Raw genomic sequence first — 17,686 nt, forward strand, 5'->3', positions numbered from 1 at the left:
TCCGAAAGACACGCCCTAGGACCTGTGGGCCGCCGATTCCGCCGATTCCAGCCGTGTCGGCGGCAGGAACTCCCGTACGTACGTGCGCTCCCAGCAGGCCCCCGTCTCCCGCAGTTCGCGCCACGTCGTGAAGCGGTAGCGGTACAGGGTGGCGCGCACGAACGTCGGCGGGGTGTCCGGGAAGGGGCAGTGGCGCAGCAGCCGCAGCGTGTCCCGGTCGCCCTTCAGGAGCCGCTCCACCAAGGGCCCGAACCACGGGCGCGCGTAGGCGGGGGAGAGCCCGGCGAACCACATCAGCCAGTCGAGGCGCAGATGGTACGGGGCGAACTGCCGCGGCCAGCGGCGCGGATCGCCCGGCTTGCCCTTGAAGCCGTACTCCCGCCACTCGGAGGCCACGCGCGGCACCGGGTCCGCCGTGCCCTCGATCACCACCTCCTGGCGTACGCGGCTGACGCTGCCGAACGCGCCGTACGTGTTCACCAGGTGCAGCGGGTCGAAGGAGCGGTTCATGACCTGGCGGCGGGAGAGGAGGTTGCGGGCCGGGCGGTAGCTCAGGGCGAGCAGCAGCGCGGTCACCGCGACGACCAGGACCTCGTACCAGAGCGGCGCGGCGGCGAGGTCCGCGGGCGGGTCGGCGGCGGAACCGAACAGGAGGCGGTGGTCGACGGCCGACGCGGCGAGCGTGATCGTGATCCAGTTCAGCCAGGAGAAGTTGCCGGAGAGGACCAGCCACAGCTGTGTCGCGATCATCAGCAGGGCCGCGCCGGTCGCGACCGGCTGCGGGGTGAACAGGAGGAACGGCACCACGAGTTGGGTGACGTGGTTGGCGGCGGCCTCCACGCGGTGCAGCGGGCCCGGCAAGCGGTGGAAGAACCAGCTCAGCGGGCCCGGCATCGGCTGCGTCTCGTGGTGGAAGTACAGACAGGTCAGCTTGCGCCAGCAGGCGTCCCCGCGCATCTTGATCAGCCCGGCGCCGAACTCGACGCGGAACAGCACCCAGCGCAGCAGGAAGAGCACGAGCACCGGCGGCCCGACGTCGTCGCCCGCGAGGAACACGGCGAGGAAGCCCACCTCCAGGAGCAGCGACTCCCAGCCGAAGCCGTACCAGGTCTGCCCCACGTTCACGATGGACAGGTACAGCGCCCACGGCACCAGCCACAGCGCCATCGCGGCCGCCAGCGGAAGGTGCCCGTCCACGCCCGCGAGCAGCGCCGCGGCGACCGCGCAGCCCGCCCAGGCGCAGCCCGCGAAGAACCGGTCCGAGTAGTACAGCTGGAACACGCTCGGCGCCCTGCGCAGCGGCACCCGCGCCACGTACCGCGGCACCGGGAGCATCCCGCGCGCCCCGATGAGCGCGCGGAACTGCAGGGCCGCGCCCAGGAAGGCGACGAGGTAGACCGCGGCCAGGGCGCGCTGGAAGACCAGGCGGCTCAGCCAGTAGCCGTCCGCGGTGAACCACTCCACGTGTCCATTGTGACGCCGGGTGAGTCCCCCGTCCCATCGGTGCCCCGCCCTCATGGGCGCGTGGTCGGCGAGGTCACCGCGGGGCCGACACCAGACCCGTCTCGTACGCGATGATCACCAGCTGCACCCGGTCGCGGGCGTCCAGCTTGGCGAGGAGCCGGGTCACATACGTCTTGGCGGTGGCGACGCTGATGGACAGGCGCTCGGCGATCTCGGTGTTGGTGAGGCCGCCGCCGACGAGGGTCAGGACCTCGCGCTCCCGGTCGGTGATGCCGTCCACCTGGGCGGGCGGCGGCGCGGCGGCGGGGCGGACCGCGAACTCCTTGATGAGGCGCCCGGTCACGCTCGGCGCGATCAGGCCGTCGCCCGCGGCGACCACGCGGACGGCGCCCAGGATGTCGTCGAGGGCCATGTCCTTGACGAGGAAGCCCGACGCGCCCGCGCGCAGCGCCCCGTACACGTAGTCGTCGTCATCGAACGTCGTCAGGACCACGACCCGGGTGGCGCCCCCGGCCGCCGTGATGCGCTCGGTGGCCTCGATGCCGTCCATGCCGGGCATGCGGATGTCCATCACGACGACGTCGGGCGCGAGCTCCGCGGTGAGCCGCACGGCCTCGGCGCCGTCCCCGGCCTCCCCGGCGACCTCCAGGTCGTCGGCCTGGGCGATGACCATGTTCAGGGCCGTCCGCACCAGCGGCTGGTCGTCGGCCAGCAGGACCCGTACGGTCATCACGCACCCGCCGGAACGGGCAGGCGGGCCGCGACCCGGAAGCCGCCCCCGGGGCAGGGCCGGGCCGAGAACTCGCCGTGCAGCAGGCTCACCCGCTCCCGCATGCCGAGCAGCCCGTATCCGGACCCCTGGCCCGCCGCCGTGCCCGTGCCCTTCCCGTCGTCGACGACCTCGATGCTGAGCTCCTTGCTGTGCCGCTCCACGGTGACCCGGCAGGACGCGGTGCCCGCGTGCCGCACCACGTTGGTGACGGCCTCCTGGATGATCCGGTACGCGGACACGTCGACGTCCGGCGGCAGCGGCCGTGGCGTGCCGAGCCAGCGCACCTCGACGCGAACACCGGCCGCCGTCGTCCGCGCGGCGAGCCGGTTGACGTCCGCGAGGCCCAGCCCCGGATCGAGCGGCGCCGCCTCGTGGGCCTGGCCGGGCTCGGCCCGGCGCAGCGCGCCCAGCATCCGGCGCAGGCCCGACAGGGTGTCGCGGCTCGCGGTCTCCACCGCGCCGAGCGCGTCGCGCGCGAGCTCGGGCCGGGTGTCGATGACCCGCCGTGCGGCACCGGCCTGGAGGGCGACGATGCCGATGGTGTGCGCGACCATGTCGTGCAGTTCCCGCGCGATCCGCAGGCGCTCGGCGGTCACCGCCTGCGCGGCGGCCTGGGCGCGCACCTGCTCGGCGTGCGCCCGGGACTCGTGCGTCGCCCGGCCGAGCAGCCAGGCGATGACGGCGGTGAGCGCGACGGTCAGCTCGGCGGAGGTGCTGACGATCCAGCCGCTCAGGAGCCGCACGGTGAGGTACGCGGCCAGGGTGCCGAGGGCCATGGCGAGGGCGACGAGTCCGGTGCGCCGGGTCTGTGCCGCCGCGATGAAGTACAGCGCGATGTCGATCGCGAGGAACTGCTGGAGCGGGATCGCGGCGACGCTCAGCGGGTTCGTGGCGATGACGGAGCCGAGGAGCAGCAGGAAGAGCGCCGTCAGGGGGCGGCGGGTCAGCAGGGTGCCGCCCCACACGGTGAGGGCGGTGGCGACGGCCAGCGCGAGGAGGCCGTCCCACCGCAGGAAGATGACGCCCGGCAGGACGGATGGCTGCGCCTCGCCGGGCAGCCGCAGCCGGATCAGGAACGTGAGCGCCGTGCCCGCGCACCACGCCAGCGCCGTCCAGACGGCCGGTGAAAGGCGCTTGAGCAGGGGCGGAGGCGGTGTCGCGGACATGCCCGGCATCGTAACCGGGTGATCAACAACGGGCATCGGGCCAGGGGTGTACAACCACGGTCGACACCGGCGCCCGACGAAGTGTCAGCCCTGGTCCGATGCCCGGAGGCAGCCGCCCACGGCAGCGTTGACCCCATGATCGAAGCCAAGGAACTGACGAAGCGGTACGGCGGCACCACGGCCGTCGACGACCTGACCTTCACCGTGCGCCCCGGCCGTGTCACCGGGTTCCTCGGCCCGAACGGCGCGGGCAAGTCCACCACCCTGCGGCTGATCCTCGGCCTGAACGACCCGTCCGCGGGCACCGTCACCGTCGGGGACCGCGCGTTCCGCGACCGCCCGCGCGGACTGCGCCACGTGGGCGCGCTGCTCGACGCCGGGGACGTGCACGGCGGCCGCACCGCCGCCGGGCACCTGGCCGTGCTAGCCCGCTCCAACCGCATCCCGCGCCGCCGCGTCGACGAGGTCCTCGCCGACGTCGGCCTCACCGGCGCGGCCCGGCGCCGCATCGGCGGCTTCTCGCTCGGCATGAAGCAGCGCCTCGGCATCGCCGCCGCGCTGCTCGGCGACCCGCCGGTGCTCCTCTTCGACGAGCCGCTCAACGGGCTCGACCCGGAAGGCGTCCTGTGGGTGCGCGGCCTCTTCAGACGCCTCGCCGACGAGGGGCGCACCGTGTTCGTCTCCAGCCATCTGATGTCCGAGATGGAACACACCGCCGACGACCTGGTCGTCATCGGCCGCGGCCGGCTCATCGCGGCGGAGAGCCTGACGGCGTTCGCGGGCCGTGCCGCCGGCACGGGCGTGGCCGTGCGCACACCGGAGCGCGCCGCCCTCACCGGCGTGCTGACCGCCGAGGGCGCGACGGTGCGCGAGGACGGGCCGCTGCTCGCGGTGACCGGACTCGACGCCGCCCGCATCGGCGACCTCGCCTGCGCGCACTGTCTGCCGCTGCACGAACTGGCGCCGCGCGCCGCGTCCCTGGAGGACGCGTTCATGGAACTCACCGCCGACAGCGTCGAATACCTCGCAGGAGACCCCCGATGACCGCGCCCCTGACCCTGCCCCACGACGTCGCCGCCCCGCAGGCGCCCGCCGAGCCGCGCGCCCGCTTCCGCGACCTCCTCGCCGCCGAGTGGCTCAAACTGTGGTCGCTGCGCTCGACCCCCTGGGCGTTCCTGATCACCGCGCTCGCCGTCATCGGCTTCAACGCCGGTACGGCGTACGACACCTACCGCTACTGGGACGCGCGCGACGACGAGGGCCGCGCCTCCTTCATCCGCGACGGCATCCCGCTGTCCGAGGCCTTCACCGCGAACGCCGCCCTGATCCTGGTCCTCGCGGCCGGAGCGATCGGCGCCGCGGCGGTCGTCGGCGAGTACGGCACCGGCACGATCCGCGTGACGTTCGCGGCGGTGCCGGCGCGCCGCGCGGTGATGGCGGCGAAGGCCGCGGTCCTGGCCGCGGTCACCACGGCCCTCGGGGCGCTGATCGCCGTGGCCTCCTTCTTTGTGACCCAGTCCATCCTGGGCGCCCGGGGCATCGGCGTCTCCCTCGACCACCCGGGCGCCGGCCGCCTCGTCGTGGCGTCCGCGCTGCTCATGCCGGTGGCGGCGCTCACCGGCATGGCACTCGGCGCCCTCATCCGGCACATGGGCACGACGATGGTCGCCAATGTCGCGGTCCTCATGCTGCTTCCGGTCGTCCTCAGCGACGACCGCCACTGGTCGGCCCTCCTCGCCCACGCCCAGGTGTACGAGGCGTGGCTGCGCCTGACCGAGACGGGCCGGTTCGAGGTCGCGTACCCGTGGACGACGGGCGGGGCCTGGACGGTGTACGCGGTGTGGGCGCTTGCCGCGGTCGCCGTGACTGTGGTGACCGTCGACCGCAGGGACCAGTGAGCGGGATGCCCCTTCTTCCTGGGGCAAGGTGATCACTCCGCTTGCGTGCCGCCGCGCGTCGGCCCGGACAATAGGGGCAAATTCCCCGGCGACAGGCGGGAGACACCCGTGGGCGCATCGATGCGTACGTACGCGACGGCCCTCGCGATAGCCACGGCCCTGGCGGCCGCCGGCTGCTCCGGGGGCGACGACAAGGACCAGGGCGCGGCGGCCGGTGACGGGAAGGAACTGTTCCTGCAGCCGGTGGCCGCGCAGGGGCCCGACCCGTTCACCGACTCCACCGCCAGGGCCGCCGCGAGCCCCCCGCCCGTCACCCGTTCGCCGCAGCCCTCGCCCACCGGTTCCGCGTCGCCCACCGACCAGGGCCTGCGCTCCCTCCAGGGCGGCACGCCCGGCCTCTACGGCGGCACGCACCACGTAGGCAGCTGCGACGTCGCCCAGCAGATCCGCTATCTGACCGCCGCTCCCGCCAAGGCCCGCGCCTTCGCCCGGGCCTCCGGCATCGCGCCGGACGCCGTCCCCGGCTATCTGCGCGGCCTGACGCCGGTCGTGCTGCGCGCGGACACGCGCGTCACCAACCACGGCTACCGCGACGGCGGCGCCACCGCCTTCCAGTCCGTGCTCCAGGCGGGCACCGCCGTCCTCGTCGACGACCGCGGCCTGCCCCGGGTGCGGTGCGCCTGCGGCAACCCGCTGAAGCCGCCCGTCGCCTTCCGGCAGGCACCGCGCCACCACGGACAGCCGTGGGACGGCTACCGGCCGACGCGGGTGATCGTCGTGGTCCCGGCGCCGCGCCCGATCACGCACATCACGATCGTGAACATCGTCAACAACACCTGGATCGAGCGGAGGACCGGCGACGAGGACGGCGACGAGGACCGCTCCGTACCGCCGCCGGACCCGACGCCCACGAAATCCACGGACCCCTCGGACTCGTCGGACCCCTCGGACACATCGGATCCCTCGGACTCGTCGGATCCCAGTGACGCCACGGACTCCACGGACTCCACGGACCCCACCGGCCCCACCGACTCGACGGACTCCACCGACTCCACGGATCCCGATGACTCCACGGATCCCGGCGACCTCACTGACCCCACCGACCCCACGGACCCGGCGGACTCCACCGACCCGGACGAACAGCAGCAGCCCGACGACGGCACGGACACGCCCGGAGACGACACCACGCCCCCCGACTGCCCCACCCCCACCCCCGGCACGCAGGACACCCCCGACGAGATGCCGGCACCGCTCCCGCCCGGCTGTCCCTCGCCCCTCACGGGCGACCCGCTGGACCCCGGCTCCTTCGGCGGCTGACCGGCCGGGCGCCCCTGACCAGCGATGACGCCGTCCACATGCGGCCGTGCGAGGGTGCGCCTAGCGTTGGCCCATGGACGCGGGCACAGAGGGTGTCGAGGCGGCGCTGCGGCGCTGCTGCGGCGGCAGCTCCGCAGCCGCTTCGACCTCCACTCACTGCTTTCTCGATCTGTACGGGCCCGCGCTCGGCATGGGCGGCTTCGACTGGGACCTGAGCACCCGCGTGCTGCTCATGGACGCCGAGGCCCTCGCCCTGTTCGACCTGAGCCCCGACGAGTTCGACAACCGGCCCGAGAGCCTCGCCCCCCGGGTCCCGCCCATCGAGGCCCACCGCCTCGACGGCCAGGTCTCCCACGCCCTGAAGGACGGCAGCGTCAACTACGGCGCGTACTTCCGCGTCCGCCGCCGCGACGGCACGCTGCGCTGGACCCACACCCAGGGCCACATCGTGCGCGACGGCACGGGCCGCCCGCAGCGCATCGTCGGCATCGTGCGCGACGCCACGCGCGAGCTCAGCGACAGCACCGCCCACCGCGAACGCGTCGAGGCGGAGGCCGACCGGCGCCGCCGCACCAGCATCGTGCAGAACACCACCGCGGCCCTCGCCCACGCCCGGACCGTCGCGGACGTCATCGACGTACTGAAGGACACCCAGGGCCTGGCCAACCTCGGCGCGTCGAACATCGTCATGGGCCTGGTCGAGTCCGGGCGGATCCGGCTCGTCGCGGAGGGCCCCGTCGGCAGCTACGTGCCCGGCACCCGCGTCACCCGCGTCGACGAGCCGTACCCGATGAGCGAGACCGTGCGCACCCTCGCCCCGCGCTTCATCGAGTCGCCCCAGGACTTCGCGACCTCGTACCCGATCCTGTGGCCGCACATCGAGCACCTGGGGATCACCGCCGCCGCCTATCTGCCGCTGATCGCGCAGGCCCGGCCCATCGGCGCGCTCGGCCTGCTCTACCAGGACAAGACCGGGTTCACCGAGGAGGAGCGCAACGTCATCGTCGCGCTCGGCGGCGGCATCGCGCAGAGCCTCCAGCGGGCCATGCTGTACGAGCAGGAGAAGGACCTCGCCAAGGGCCTCCAGCAGGCCATGCTGCCCCGCACCATCCCCGGCGTGCCCGGCGCCGACATCGCCGTCCGCTACCGCAGCGCGGCGCTCGGCCGCGACGTCGGCGGCGACTGGTACGACGTCATCCCGCTGCCCGGCGGCCGCGTCGGCGCCGTCATCGGGGACGTGCAGGGCCACGACACGCACGCCGCCGCCGTGATGGGGCAGCTGCGCATCGTCCTGCGCGCGTACGCCGCCGAGGGCCACACGCCCGCCACCGTCATGGCCCGCGCCTCCGGCTTCCTGCACGAACTCGACACCGACCGCTTCGCCACCTGCCTGTACGCCGAGGCCGACCTGTCCACCGGCGTGGTCCAGCTGGTGCGCGCCGGACACATCGACCCGCTCCTGCGCCTCACCGACGGCACCTGCCGCCGCGTGCCCGTCGACGGCGGCCTGCCGCTCGGCCTGTCCGCGGAGTTCGGGCGGCTCGACTACCCCGTCACGACCGTCGAGCTCGACCCCGACCAGGCCCTGCTGCTCTACACCGACGGACTCGTCGAGGAGCCCGGCGCCGACCTCGACGACGGCACCCAGGCGCTCGCCGAGCTCGCCACCGCAGGGCCCCGCGACCTGGAGGCCCTCGCCGACCTGCTGTGCGGCAGCGTGGACGACGGCCGCGGTGACGACGACGCGGCGCTGCTCCTGCTCCGCCGCCGCGTCGTGGACGCGCCGCGCTCCGGCGGGCGCCTGCAGCAGCACGTCCCGCCGGGGGACCCCGAAGCGCTCGTCGAGGCCCGGCACATGATCCGCGCCGCCGTCCGCGCCTGGGGCGCGCGGGGCCGCGCCGACGAGATCGAACTCGCCGCCGACGAGCTCATCACCAACGCCCTCACGCACACCGACGGCCCCGCCATCGTCACCCTGCGCGTCCTCAGCGGCGCCGACCGGCGCCTGCGCGTCGACGTCGAGGACTCCTCCAGCGCACTGCCGCGGCTGCGCGAGGCCACCGACGACGGGGTCTCCGGGCGCGGACTGCTCCTCGTCGACCGGCTCGCGGACGTGTGGGGCGTGGACTCGCGGGGCGGCGGCAAGTGCGTGTGGTGCGAGTTCATCGTGCCCGCGCGGGGCGCGGAGAGGTGAGGGCGCGATGCCGGAACTGCCGGAGGTCGAGGCGCTGCGGGACTTCCTCGCGGCGGAGCTCGCCGGGCACGAGATCGTGCGGGTGCTGCCCGTCGCGGTGAGCGTCCTGAAGACGTACGACCCGCCGGTGACGGCGCTCGAAGGGCGTGAGGTGACCGGGGTCGCCCGGTACGGCAAGTTCCTCGCCGTCGACGCGGGCGGTCTCTGGCTCGTCACCCATCTCGCCCGCGCGGGCTGGCTTCAGTGGAAGGACCCCCTCCCGAGCGGTGCGCCGCGCCCCGGCAAGGGCCCGCTCGCGCTGCGCGTCGCCCTCGAGACCGGCGCGGGCTTCGACCTCACGGAGGCGGGTACGCAGAAGCGGCTCGCGGTGTACGTGACCGACGACCCGCTCGCCCTGCCGGGCATCGCCCGCCTCGGTCCCGACCCGCTCGCCGACGACTTCACCGAGGAGCGCTTCGGGGAGCTGCTCGACGGTGAACGGCGGCAGCTCAAGGGGGCGTTGCGCGACCAGAGCCTGATCGCGGGGATCGGCAACGCCTACAGCGACGAGATCCTGCACGCGGCGCGGATGTCCCCCTTCAAGCTCGTGGACCGCCTTTCCGGCGAGGAGCGGCGGCGTCTGTACGCGGCCCTGCGCGCCACCCTCACGGAGGCCGTGGCCCGGGCCCGCGGCGTGTCCGCCGCCCACCTCAAGTCGGAGAAGAAGTCGGGGCTGCGGGTGCACGGGCGCACGGGTTCCCCGTGTCCGGTGTGCGGTGACGTGATCCGCGAGGTGTCCTTCGCGGACTCGTCCCTCCAGTACTGCGCGTCTTGCCAGACGGGCGGCAAGCCTCTGGCGGACCGCCGCCTGTCCCGCCTCCTGAAGTAGCCATCTCCGACTCGCTGTCGGCGGCTGCGCGTCCGCCCGGGTGCGGGCAGGTGGGTGGTTTCCGCCGCTACCGCGGCGGTTTGTTTCCCACCCGCCCGCCCGTTTCCACCCTCCCAGGGGGTGGACGCCCCCGGGGTGGGGTGGACTGGATCTGTACGGGGTGGGGAGCGGGGCATGGGGCGGGAGTTGGTGGTGTCGGCGACGGTTGGGGTGTCGGGTGGCGGCCGACGGGCAAAGGGTGTGGGCCGCTGACGCTCTCGTTGAACCCGATCAGTGCGTGTGCGCGGGAGTGCCGCGAGGTATCACCTTGGGAAGCTAGGGTGATATTGCCTTGATCGTCCAGTTCGCCTGCGGTGGAACGGTCGACGCTTGCTGGGCGAACCCGTTGATTCCCCTGGTTTCCCACTCGACCCGGCACGTGCCTGGCATGACTACTTCATCTTGAAGCGCAGGCCCGGCCCTACCAGGGAAGAGCTCCCACTGGCAGGGCCGGATGATCACCTGCGGTTGGTCCTTACTTCGTCACGCACCGCGCGAACAGAACGAATCGCAGTGATCAACTTTTGGGAGAGCGCCGGAACCTGGTCGAAGAGGTGTCCCACGACCGTGAACCCCCCAACGACCGCCGCGGTCCCGACAGTCACCCATCCCGCCAGTTCCATGTAGCCCCTTTCGAAGAGAGATCGGTGTAGGCACCAGGGGCTACTGGCGCCCTCGCTCGTAGCACCCGGTATCGCCTGGTCGGCACCGATCTCATTCCCGAACTACACGGACTGTCAGGTGACTTGAGTCTACCCACTGCTGCCGCCTCTGTCCGTACAGAGCTGAGGCTGACCACAGGTTCAACACGGTCGCTCGGTACAGCGGTGGGGTGTACCTTCGACGCCTAGGGTGCGATAAACAAATGGGGAGGACCTGTGCCCAAACCTCGTGGTAGCGATTTCGAGGGGGATGGCTTCTATGCGTCCATGAGGAAGCTTGAGGACTCCTGTGACGCGTTGTCAACTGATAGGATTCCCGCCCTAGGTGAAAAGGCGCCTAAGTTGTACACGACCCTCGGAACCTTACTGTCCCTCCTGGAAAGATCCTCTAGCTGCTATTGGGGTTGCTCAGGCGGGGATCATGCAATTGAGCACCTGACTGGAGGGGTCTGCAATGCGGCACGCGCCGCTATACGTCTAATGCATATGGGCTTCTACGACGAGGCTCTCACACTGTCTCGATCAATAGCCGAAAGGGTGAATCTGGCCTCCCTGTTCCTCTATGATCCAGAGAGCCTGGCCGAATGGAGAAGTGCAGACGGTAAGGATCGTCGGCGCAAGTACTCTCCCGTTCGGGTTCGGACGCGTCTGGAGCGGGGAGGCTGGGGAGTGCCAACTGATCAGGTCAGATATTCAAAGCTGAGTGGATATGGAGCTCATCCTGGCCACATCCCGCAACATTTCATTCCTCATGGCCCACCTGCGGCTGGCGGATTCTATAGCGAGATCGGCCTGTTGATTTCTCTGAATGAAATCGGCCGCAGCGTGATTCTCTATTCCGGAATCTTTATCGGTTCAATCGCCCTCCCCAAGGAGGTTTCGCAACGCTTCAGCGCCCTAGCGGCAGAAGCTGCTCATTACCTAGGGAAGGTCAGCCTCGAAGGCATGGATGAATACTGGGAGCAACGCTCTGCTGAATAGCCCCATTCAAGCTTGGCGGATTCCCCGCGGAAAGCCAAATGTTAACGGTGGTCGGGATCAGTGGCCAGCGCACAATCGCCGCCCTGACTGGCGAGACAGCCCTCCGCTCTGACTAGCTTCAGGGGCCGGGGCTTCTGTTGTTGGTCGGCGTTATCTCCATGCAGCCCTAGGTCAGTCCGGGCTTCGAGCCGTGCAGTAGGTCAAGGATCGGTGGCCTGTGGTTGCCCTGCAGAACCACTCGTGACACGGCGCGCCCCTCCACCTAACAGCGACGTGCTGCCCTCAAATCGGTCAACCTCCCATAATCCGCGTAACGCTGCACATAAGCACGGCTACTATGGCCGCATGAAGAGTGTCGAGTCGGACTGGTGGCTGGAAAACGGCCTGCATGAATTCACGGAGAGCGGGCACGGAAAGAATGGCATCGGCGATTACGACCGAATGATGATATCGCGTGCTGAAGCTTCATTCCATCATGCGGCATACCGACTCTCGAACCACCGTGGAGAGTATGATCGAATTGACGCTGTTCTCGCCCTCAAGCGTGCTGTCGATACGCGCCTCGAACACCTGAATTCGATTTACTGTTTTAGTCAGTACTTGGATTCGAGGAATGTCAGCTGGCTCGGCCTTCTCGAAACCTGGGGCGTAATCCTCCAGCGTTCACTGCGCCGCCTCAGGCGCCTGCGCAACGCCGTGGAGCACGATGGAGCCGAGCCGCCTACGCTGGACGAGTGTGAAGACTATCAGGAGGTCTGCTGGTGGTTCCTGAAGGGAACCATTGATTATCTTTCCCCGCTCTGCAACTATGACTTCTTTTGGGGTGAAAACTCTGGATCCTTTTCCATCGAGTACAACCCGCTGACCGTCACGTTGATTGGTGAATTTGCGCCTGAAGTGATTTCGGATTGTCAAGTTGATGGATGGATTAGGTTGGGCGCGGCAGTAGGTATCTCGCCACGTCGATCAGGGCGGTGCTTCCTCCAGGGGGAAGTGGTTGACGAAGATGCGCGATTGGAGTTCTTGCAATTCGCTATGGACTACTTCGGGATGACGACACGTAGATTCGATTGAGGGCGTAAAAGCGAGAGTCGGGCGGGGCGGCTTTGGGCTGGAAGGCCCCTTTGGCGCGAGTGCGATCACGGCCCGTGAGCTCTCGGCGCGTCGGGCAGTCTTTAGATCTACCCGGTAAAGCACGACGTTGGGGCCATGGTCTTCGAGCCCGCACCAAAGTGGCTGCCTGAAGCTGTGGAGCCCTAGTCGCGACGTACCGGATTCTCCGACTTCAAGCAGCCGATCGCCGTAACGCGCGACGGGCCGGGGGAGGCAGTAGCGCAGGTCCAGCCGCGCGCGGATGCGAGCCGCCTTGAATCCGTGACGAAGGTCGTAACGCAGTCGGTTCGTTGGTCCTGAAGCCGCTTGTGCAGGACGGGCCCTCGGTCATCAGACAGTGATCGACAGCCTGCGTGCTGTGACGTTATCTACCGACACGGACCCTATGGGGTGACGGGAACTGATCACAGCTCTGCCGGGTGTGGGCGGGAGTACCGTTCTGAGTGTCTAGTTCAGAACGGGAGTCAGTATGCCCGACCCAACTGACAGCACCACAGGTGGGATTGGGGCGCGCATCTCCGAAGTGCGCGCTCTGTGCGCCCTCTCGCTTCGGGAGCTCGGGGCGCGTGCCCACGTCTCGCCGTCCATGCTCTCCAGGATCGAGAGCGGTGATCGATACGCCAGCCCTGCCATCGTCGCGGCCATCGCACGGGCGTTGGGCGTGAGTGTGTCGGTCCTGCATGGGCAGCCGTACATCCACATGCTTCAGTCGGACCAGTTGGACCGGCTCGTCACTCCGATCAGCTCCGCGCTCGATGACTGGGATATCCCGCCCAGCGATGACGATCCGCAGCCCAGGTCGCTTGCGACCTTGGAAGCCGAGGTGGGGCGGCTCCGGGAGCGCCGGGCCAAGGCGGAGTACATCGAGATCGCCGAGCGGCTTCCCGCCCTGATCTCGGAGATCAATCACCGGGTTCTGCTGCACGATCAGCCTGATCACGAGCGTGAGCGCGTGTGCTGGCTGCAAGCGGAGATCGGGCGCACGGTGTACGTCGTGAGCCGTCAGATCGGCTACCTGGACCTTGCTCGGCTCGCCCTGTCTCGCATGGCGGCGGCCGCCCCACGGTCCGGGGACCCGCAGCAGGTGGCCATTGAGCGGTGGGATCGTGCGCAGCTGATGGCCGATGCCGCTCGGCATGACCGGGGCGTGGCGCTGGTGCAACAGGCGCTGCGGGACCTGGATGACGACGGCGCTCGGGCCACGCGTGCGGTGCGTGGTGCCCTCCACTTGAAGGCCGCGATTCTCTCAGGCCGCATGGGCGACGCCGGCGCGGCCGACGACTGGCTTACGGCAGCCCATGAGATTGCCCGGAAGACAGGCGAGACGCGGGACTACGGCCTGGTGTTCGGTCCCGTGAACTGCGCGATCCACAGCATGGCTGCGGCCAGTGATCGGGACAAGCACGGCAAGGCGCTGGAGAAGGCCAGGGCCGTTCACCTGCCCGATGACTATCCAGCGGCGCGCGCGGGGCACTACTGGGTGGACCGGGCTCGTGCCGAGGCGTGGACGGCGCGTCATGACGACGCACTGTCTTCGCTGGTGAAGGCCAAGGGCGTTGCTCCGCAACAGACGCGGTACCACCCTGGTGTGCACGAGACGGTGGCGACGCTGCTGCGCACCAGGGCCAAGGCGCCTGATCCGCTGATGAAGTACGCGCAGTGGTGCGGCGTCTAGCGCAAGAATCGTGATTGAACAAGGGCCCCAGCGTTGCCAATTGGGCAACGCTGGGGCCTTTACACGGCGGAATGCTGTCGGGGTACGAGACCCCCGCGACCGCTGTCACGGCCCGGGGGCGTGGCCACCAACCCCGGGAGGTTGACGACGTGCCCCAAGTTATCGCGAGACTGTTCGCTCCGCTGGTGCGGCTCCTGGCTCCTATCGACGGCTGCCACCGGAATGCTGTGCCCAATGGGCGGTGGTCTCCGTGAGTACGCGCGCTGTGCTGCGGTTCGAGACCTGGACGCTCGAACCTGACCGTGAGCCCGACGCGGAGCCGATCACGTACGCCATGCAGTGCGTCGTGGACGGCGAGACCTCGCCGGTGAGCGAGGACTACGCTGAGCCGCAGACGTGGGTGATGGAGCACTGTGGACGGCACCCGTCCCACCACACCTACCGAGAGCTCATCACACGGCCGTGGCGCGCTTGGCGGCGGCCATGATGCGCCATGCGATGGGTTCGGCTTCCGGCCGGGACTGGCTGACGGCCGTATGTGAATCTCAGGTGGGCGGAATGGCTCTTCCTGTCTCGCTTCGAATTCGGGTACCTATCTGTCTACCCAATAGAGGCGTAGCCCGTCTTATGGAGCTCTGTGCAGGTCAGGCGCTTCTTGGCCCTTCCTGCGCAGCCTGCAACTCCTCTATGAGGAAACAGAGGAAGTATTCACACAGGTGCCGGGAGGGGCGATGACGCGCGCCGACGACGCCTTCGACGACAGTGGCGTGCCCGAACCGCTCGGCGGCATGGTCCTCGGCCCCGTCCCGGAATCAGCGAGATGTGCCCGTCGCTGGTCCCGACAGTTCTCCGATTCCCACCACCTCGCCTGCTGCGCCGACGACTGCGTGCTCATGCTCTCGGAGCTCGTCACCAACGCCATCGTGCACGGCAAAGCCGACGAGCCCTGGCGGGTGCGGGTCTACTGGTACCGCATGGGCGAAGCGCTGCACGTGGAGGTGCACAACCCCGGCTGCCCCGCCCACGTCCGCCTGCGGACGCCTGAGGCCACGGAGGCCCACGGGCGCGGGCTGTTCCTCGTCGACGAGCTGGCTGACGAGTGGTGGGCCGGTCCGAGTCGGCATGGCGGGACGGTCGTCGTGTTCGTCATGCACCGCGCCTTCAAGCCTGACTAAGGAAGTACTAAAGAGCACTTAATTGCTGCCACGGGTGTCAAAAACGAGCCTGGAATCCGGCCTCCTGGGGTGACATCAGGACCCAGGGGACCGGAGCGCGGCATGGACGTCGACCCAGAAGGCTTCGATTACGAATACGAAGCTGAGCAGAGACCGTGGCGCCATCGCCAGACGCCGGGGCGCGGGCGTGAGCGTACGTACTCCGGATGTGTGAGGCACGTGGGCGGCAGCGAAGGCGCCCGTCTGCGGCTCAAGTTGGCGGATGCCATCCGCTCCCTCCTCGTATGGGCCACGACCGACTCCGCCAAGGCACATTCATCTTCCGAGGTGAGACCCGATGACCGCGCGGACTCCTAGCCAAGGTAGGACCCCTTCCACACCCGCTCTGTCGGACCTGTCCGTCTCCCCCTTCGGCCTGCCCCTCGCGCTCCTGCACGGAGAAGTCCGCGTCGCCTGGGTGGGCCGCACCTCGACCGAGGACCAGCAGGACCCCCGGCAGTCGCTTCTGCGCCAGTGGGAGCGGTGCAAGTCCGCGCTGCCGGAGGCGTGGGCCATCGTCTGCCACTTCTACGACGTGGAGTCCGGTCGCAAAGAGCTCAGCGAGCGCAGCCAGGGCTCGGACTTCGAGCGCTTCGGCATCCCCATCGCCCGCGACGGCGGCATCGTCGACCTGCTCGCCGAGGCCGCCCACCCCAACCGCCGCTTCGACGCCGTCATCTGCGAGAGCACCTCCCGCGTGGCCCGCCGCATGTACGAGAACCTCTCCGTCGAACGGGAGTTAGAGCACGCCGGGGTGCCGCTCTTCGCCTGGAACGAGCCGATCAAGCTCGACGGTGGCCGTGCTCAGCAGATCCTCCAGCGCCGGATCAATCAGTCGGTCGCCGAGTACGAGGTGTTCAACGCCCTGGAGACCTCCTGGGGCGGACTGTGCACCCACGTCCGCGAAGGCTGGAACATCGGCAAGCCGCCCTACGGCTACAAGGCCAGGACCTACCGCCACCCCAACCCCGCCAAGGCAGCGCGAGGCGCCACCAAGAGCAGCCTGGAGCCGGACGGCAAGCGGGCGGAGACGGTCACCCAGATCGCGCTATGGCGCTACCACGACAGCGTCGGCTATTCGACCATCGCCGATCGGCTGAACGCCGACCTGGACCGGTACCCGCCGCCCACGCCGCCGGGCGGGGTCTCGCGGGCGCGCGGGGCCTGGAGCAAGTCCACCGTCTGCGAGCTCCTGCGCAACCCGAAGTACACCGGCCACCAGGTCTTCAACCGCAGGGCCACGCGCTCCCGGCACGGTGCCGTCAACGATCCGCAGATGTGGGTGTGGTCACCGGAGCCGGTCCACGAACCGCTGATCCCGAAGTGGATGTTCGACGAGCTAGCCGTACGCCGTCAGGCCAAGCGCGGCTCCCGCGACGGGAACGCCCTCAACAAGCACCCCGCCACTCGCCGCACCTACGTGTTGCGCGGCCTGATCCACTGCGCCTGCGGGCGCCGCCTGTTCGGCAATCATCGGCATCGGACGACGTACTACACCTGCTGGCCCCGGGCCAACAACCGTGGCCGTCCCGACGTGTACGCCGGACACCCCAAGACCCTCTACATCAACGAAGCCGATCTCCTGGAGGCCATCGGCGCCTTCTTCGCCGACCGCGTCTTCGGCCCGCAGCGCCGTGCCCTCCTCGCCGCCGACCTGTGCGACGCAGACGTACGCGCGTCCCAGGAGCGCGAGACGGAACGGGAACGGCATCAGCGCACCCTCGCCGACCTCGCCCGCCGCCAGAGCAATGTCCTCCGCCAGGCCCAGGACACAGACCCCGACGATCCCTTCGCGCGCGGCCTGCGGCAGACGTACAACGACCTGGAAGCCCGGCGAAAGGACGCCCTCGACGCCATCGAGGAGCTCGACGCGGCCGATGACGCCGAGCCCCCGCGCCCGACCGCGCAGGCCGCCGATCTCCTGGACGCTCTGCCGTATCTGGCTCTCAATCTCGCGCGTGCCCCCGAACGGCTCCAGCGACGCCTGTACGAGATCACCCATCTCACCATCCGCCTCCACCCGAACAGCGACGACGTCACCTTCACCATCAGGCTTCCCGCCGACCGGCTCCCGGAGATCGGCCGCGCGGCGGAAGCGGTCACCAGGGCCAGGCACGCGCAGGGGCCCGCAACCAAGCTGGTCGCGGGCCCCTGCCCAAGCGCATCCCGTACGGATGCCGTCCGTGCCCCCGGTGGGGGCCGGCCGCCGTCGGCGGGTGCGGCCCGGCGGGTGGTAGTGGGTGGGCGGGCGGGAAGAAGCCGCCGCGTTAGCGGCGGTACCTGTGCGCAGGGGCGGTAGGTACTGGGTGTGTCTCTTATAAAA

Annotated in this window: 14 protein-coding genes; 11 read left to right on the forward strand and 3 right to left on the reverse strand. The window is 69.8% G+C overall.

Annotated elements, in window-relative coordinates:
• Nucleotides 1-15: 15 nt before the first annotated feature.
• The 3 genes from ACFWZ5_RS30845 to ACFWZ5_RS30855 form a co-directional block, all read right to left on the reverse strand.
• The gene (locus ACFWZ5_RS30845) at nucleotides 16-1,464 is read right to left on the reverse strand and encodes a lipase maturation factor family protein (protein ID WP_384797563.1); all 1,449 of its coding nucleotides are present in this window, start codon (nucleotides 1,462-1,464) and stop codon (nucleotides 16-18) included.
• Nucleotides 1,465-1,537: 73 nt separating this feature from the next.
• The gene (locus ACFWZ5_RS30850; protein WP_384797560.1) at nucleotides 1,538-2,194 is read right to left on the reverse strand and encodes a response regulator; all 657 of its coding nucleotides are present in this window, start codon (nucleotides 2,192-2,194) and stop codon (nucleotides 1,538-1,540) included.
• The gene (locus ACFWZ5_RS30855; RefSeq protein WP_384797557.1) at nucleotides 2,194-3,402 is read right to left on the reverse strand and encodes a sensor histidine kinase; all 1,209 of its coding nucleotides are present in this window, start codon (nucleotides 3,400-3,402) and stop codon (nucleotides 2,194-2,196) included. The genes ACFWZ5_RS30850 and ACFWZ5_RS30855 overlap by 1 nt, the downstream gene beginning before the upstream one ends.
• A gap of 135 nt (nucleotides 3,403-3,537) precedes the next feature.
• Here ACFWZ5_RS30855 and ACFWZ5_RS30860 point away from each other — a divergent pair, with 135 nt between their 5' ends.
• From ACFWZ5_RS30860 to ACFWZ5_RS30910, 11 genes are all read left to right on the forward strand, one after another.
• Nucleotides 3,538-4,446, forward strand: a complete 909-nt coding sequence (locus tag ACFWZ5_RS30860; RefSeq protein WP_384797554.1) for an ABC transporter ATP-binding protein — start codon at nucleotides 3,538-3,540, stop codon at nucleotides 4,444-4,446.
• Complete coding sequence (locus tag ACFWZ5_RS30865) at nucleotides 4,443-5,300, forward strand: ABC transporter permease (RefSeq protein WP_384797551.1); 858 nt, start codon at nucleotides 4,443-4,445, stop codon at nucleotides 5,298-5,300. Before ACFWZ5_RS30860 ends, ACFWZ5_RS30865 begins: the two co-directional genes overlap by 4 nt.
• 108 nt (nucleotides 5,301-5,408) lie before the next feature.
• Nucleotides 5,409-6,617, forward strand: coding sequence for a DUF6777 domain-containing protein (locus ACFWZ5_RS30870; protein ID WP_384797548.1), 1,209 nt, complete (start codon nucleotides 5,409-5,411; stop codon nucleotides 6,615-6,617).
• A gap of 73 nt (nucleotides 6,618-6,690) precedes the next feature.
• Nucleotides 6,691-8,811, forward strand: coding sequence for a SpoIIE family protein phosphatase (locus ACFWZ5_RS30875; RefSeq protein WP_384797545.1), 2,121 nt, complete (start codon nucleotides 6,691-6,693; stop codon nucleotides 8,809-8,811).
• Nucleotides 8,812-8,818: 7 nt separating this feature from the next.
• Nucleotides 8,819-9,679 (forward strand): Fpg/Nei family DNA glycosylase, encoded by an 861-nt coding sequence (locus ACFWZ5_RS30880; RefSeq protein ID WP_384797542.1) that lies wholly within the window; start codon nucleotides 8,819-8,821, stop codon nucleotides 9,677-9,679.
• Nucleotides 9,680-10,866: 1,187 nt separating this feature from the next.
• The gene (locus tag ACFWZ5_RS30885; protein ID WP_384805121.1) at nucleotides 10,867-11,361 is read left to right on the forward strand and encodes a hypothetical protein; all 495 of its coding nucleotides are present in this window, start codon (nucleotides 10,867-10,869) and stop codon (nucleotides 11,359-11,361) included.
• Between the two features lie 345 nt (nucleotides 11,362-11,706).
• Complete coding sequence (locus ACFWZ5_RS30890) at nucleotides 11,707-12,435, forward strand: hypothetical protein (RefSeq protein ID WP_384805123.1); 729 nt, start codon at nucleotides 11,707-11,709, stop codon at nucleotides 12,433-12,435.
• Between the two features lie 508 nt (nucleotides 12,436-12,943).
• Nucleotides 12,944-14,149 (forward strand): helix-turn-helix domain-containing protein, encoded by a 1,206-nt coding sequence (locus tag ACFWZ5_RS30895; RefSeq protein WP_384805125.1) that lies wholly within the window; start codon nucleotides 12,944-12,946, stop codon nucleotides 14,147-14,149.
• 250 nt (nucleotides 14,150-14,399) lie between these two features.
• Nucleotides 14,400-14,636 (forward strand): hypothetical protein, encoded by a 237-nt coding sequence (locus tag ACFWZ5_RS30900; protein ID WP_384805127.1) that lies wholly within the window; start codon nucleotides 14,400-14,402, stop codon nucleotides 14,634-14,636.
• Nucleotides 14,637-14,880: 244 nt separating this feature from the next.
• Complete coding sequence (locus tag ACFWZ5_RS30905) at nucleotides 14,881-15,324, forward strand: ATP-binding protein (protein ID WP_384805129.1); 444 nt, start codon at nucleotides 14,881-14,883, stop codon at nucleotides 15,322-15,324.
• A 337-nt stretch (nucleotides 15,325-15,661) separates the two neighbouring features.
• A complete protein-coding gene (locus ACFWZ5_RS30910) occupies nucleotides 15,662-17,662 on the forward strand; it encodes a recombinase family protein (protein ID WP_384891605.1) in 2,001 nt (666 codons plus the stop codon).
• The last annotated feature ends 24 nt before the right edge of the window (nucleotides 17,663-17,686 follow it).

Origin of the sequence: Streptomyces sp. NPDC059003, assembly GCF_042740445.1 — a bacterium.
GTDB lineage: Bacteria > Actinomycetota > Actinomycetes > Streptomycetales > Streptomycetaceae > Streptomyces.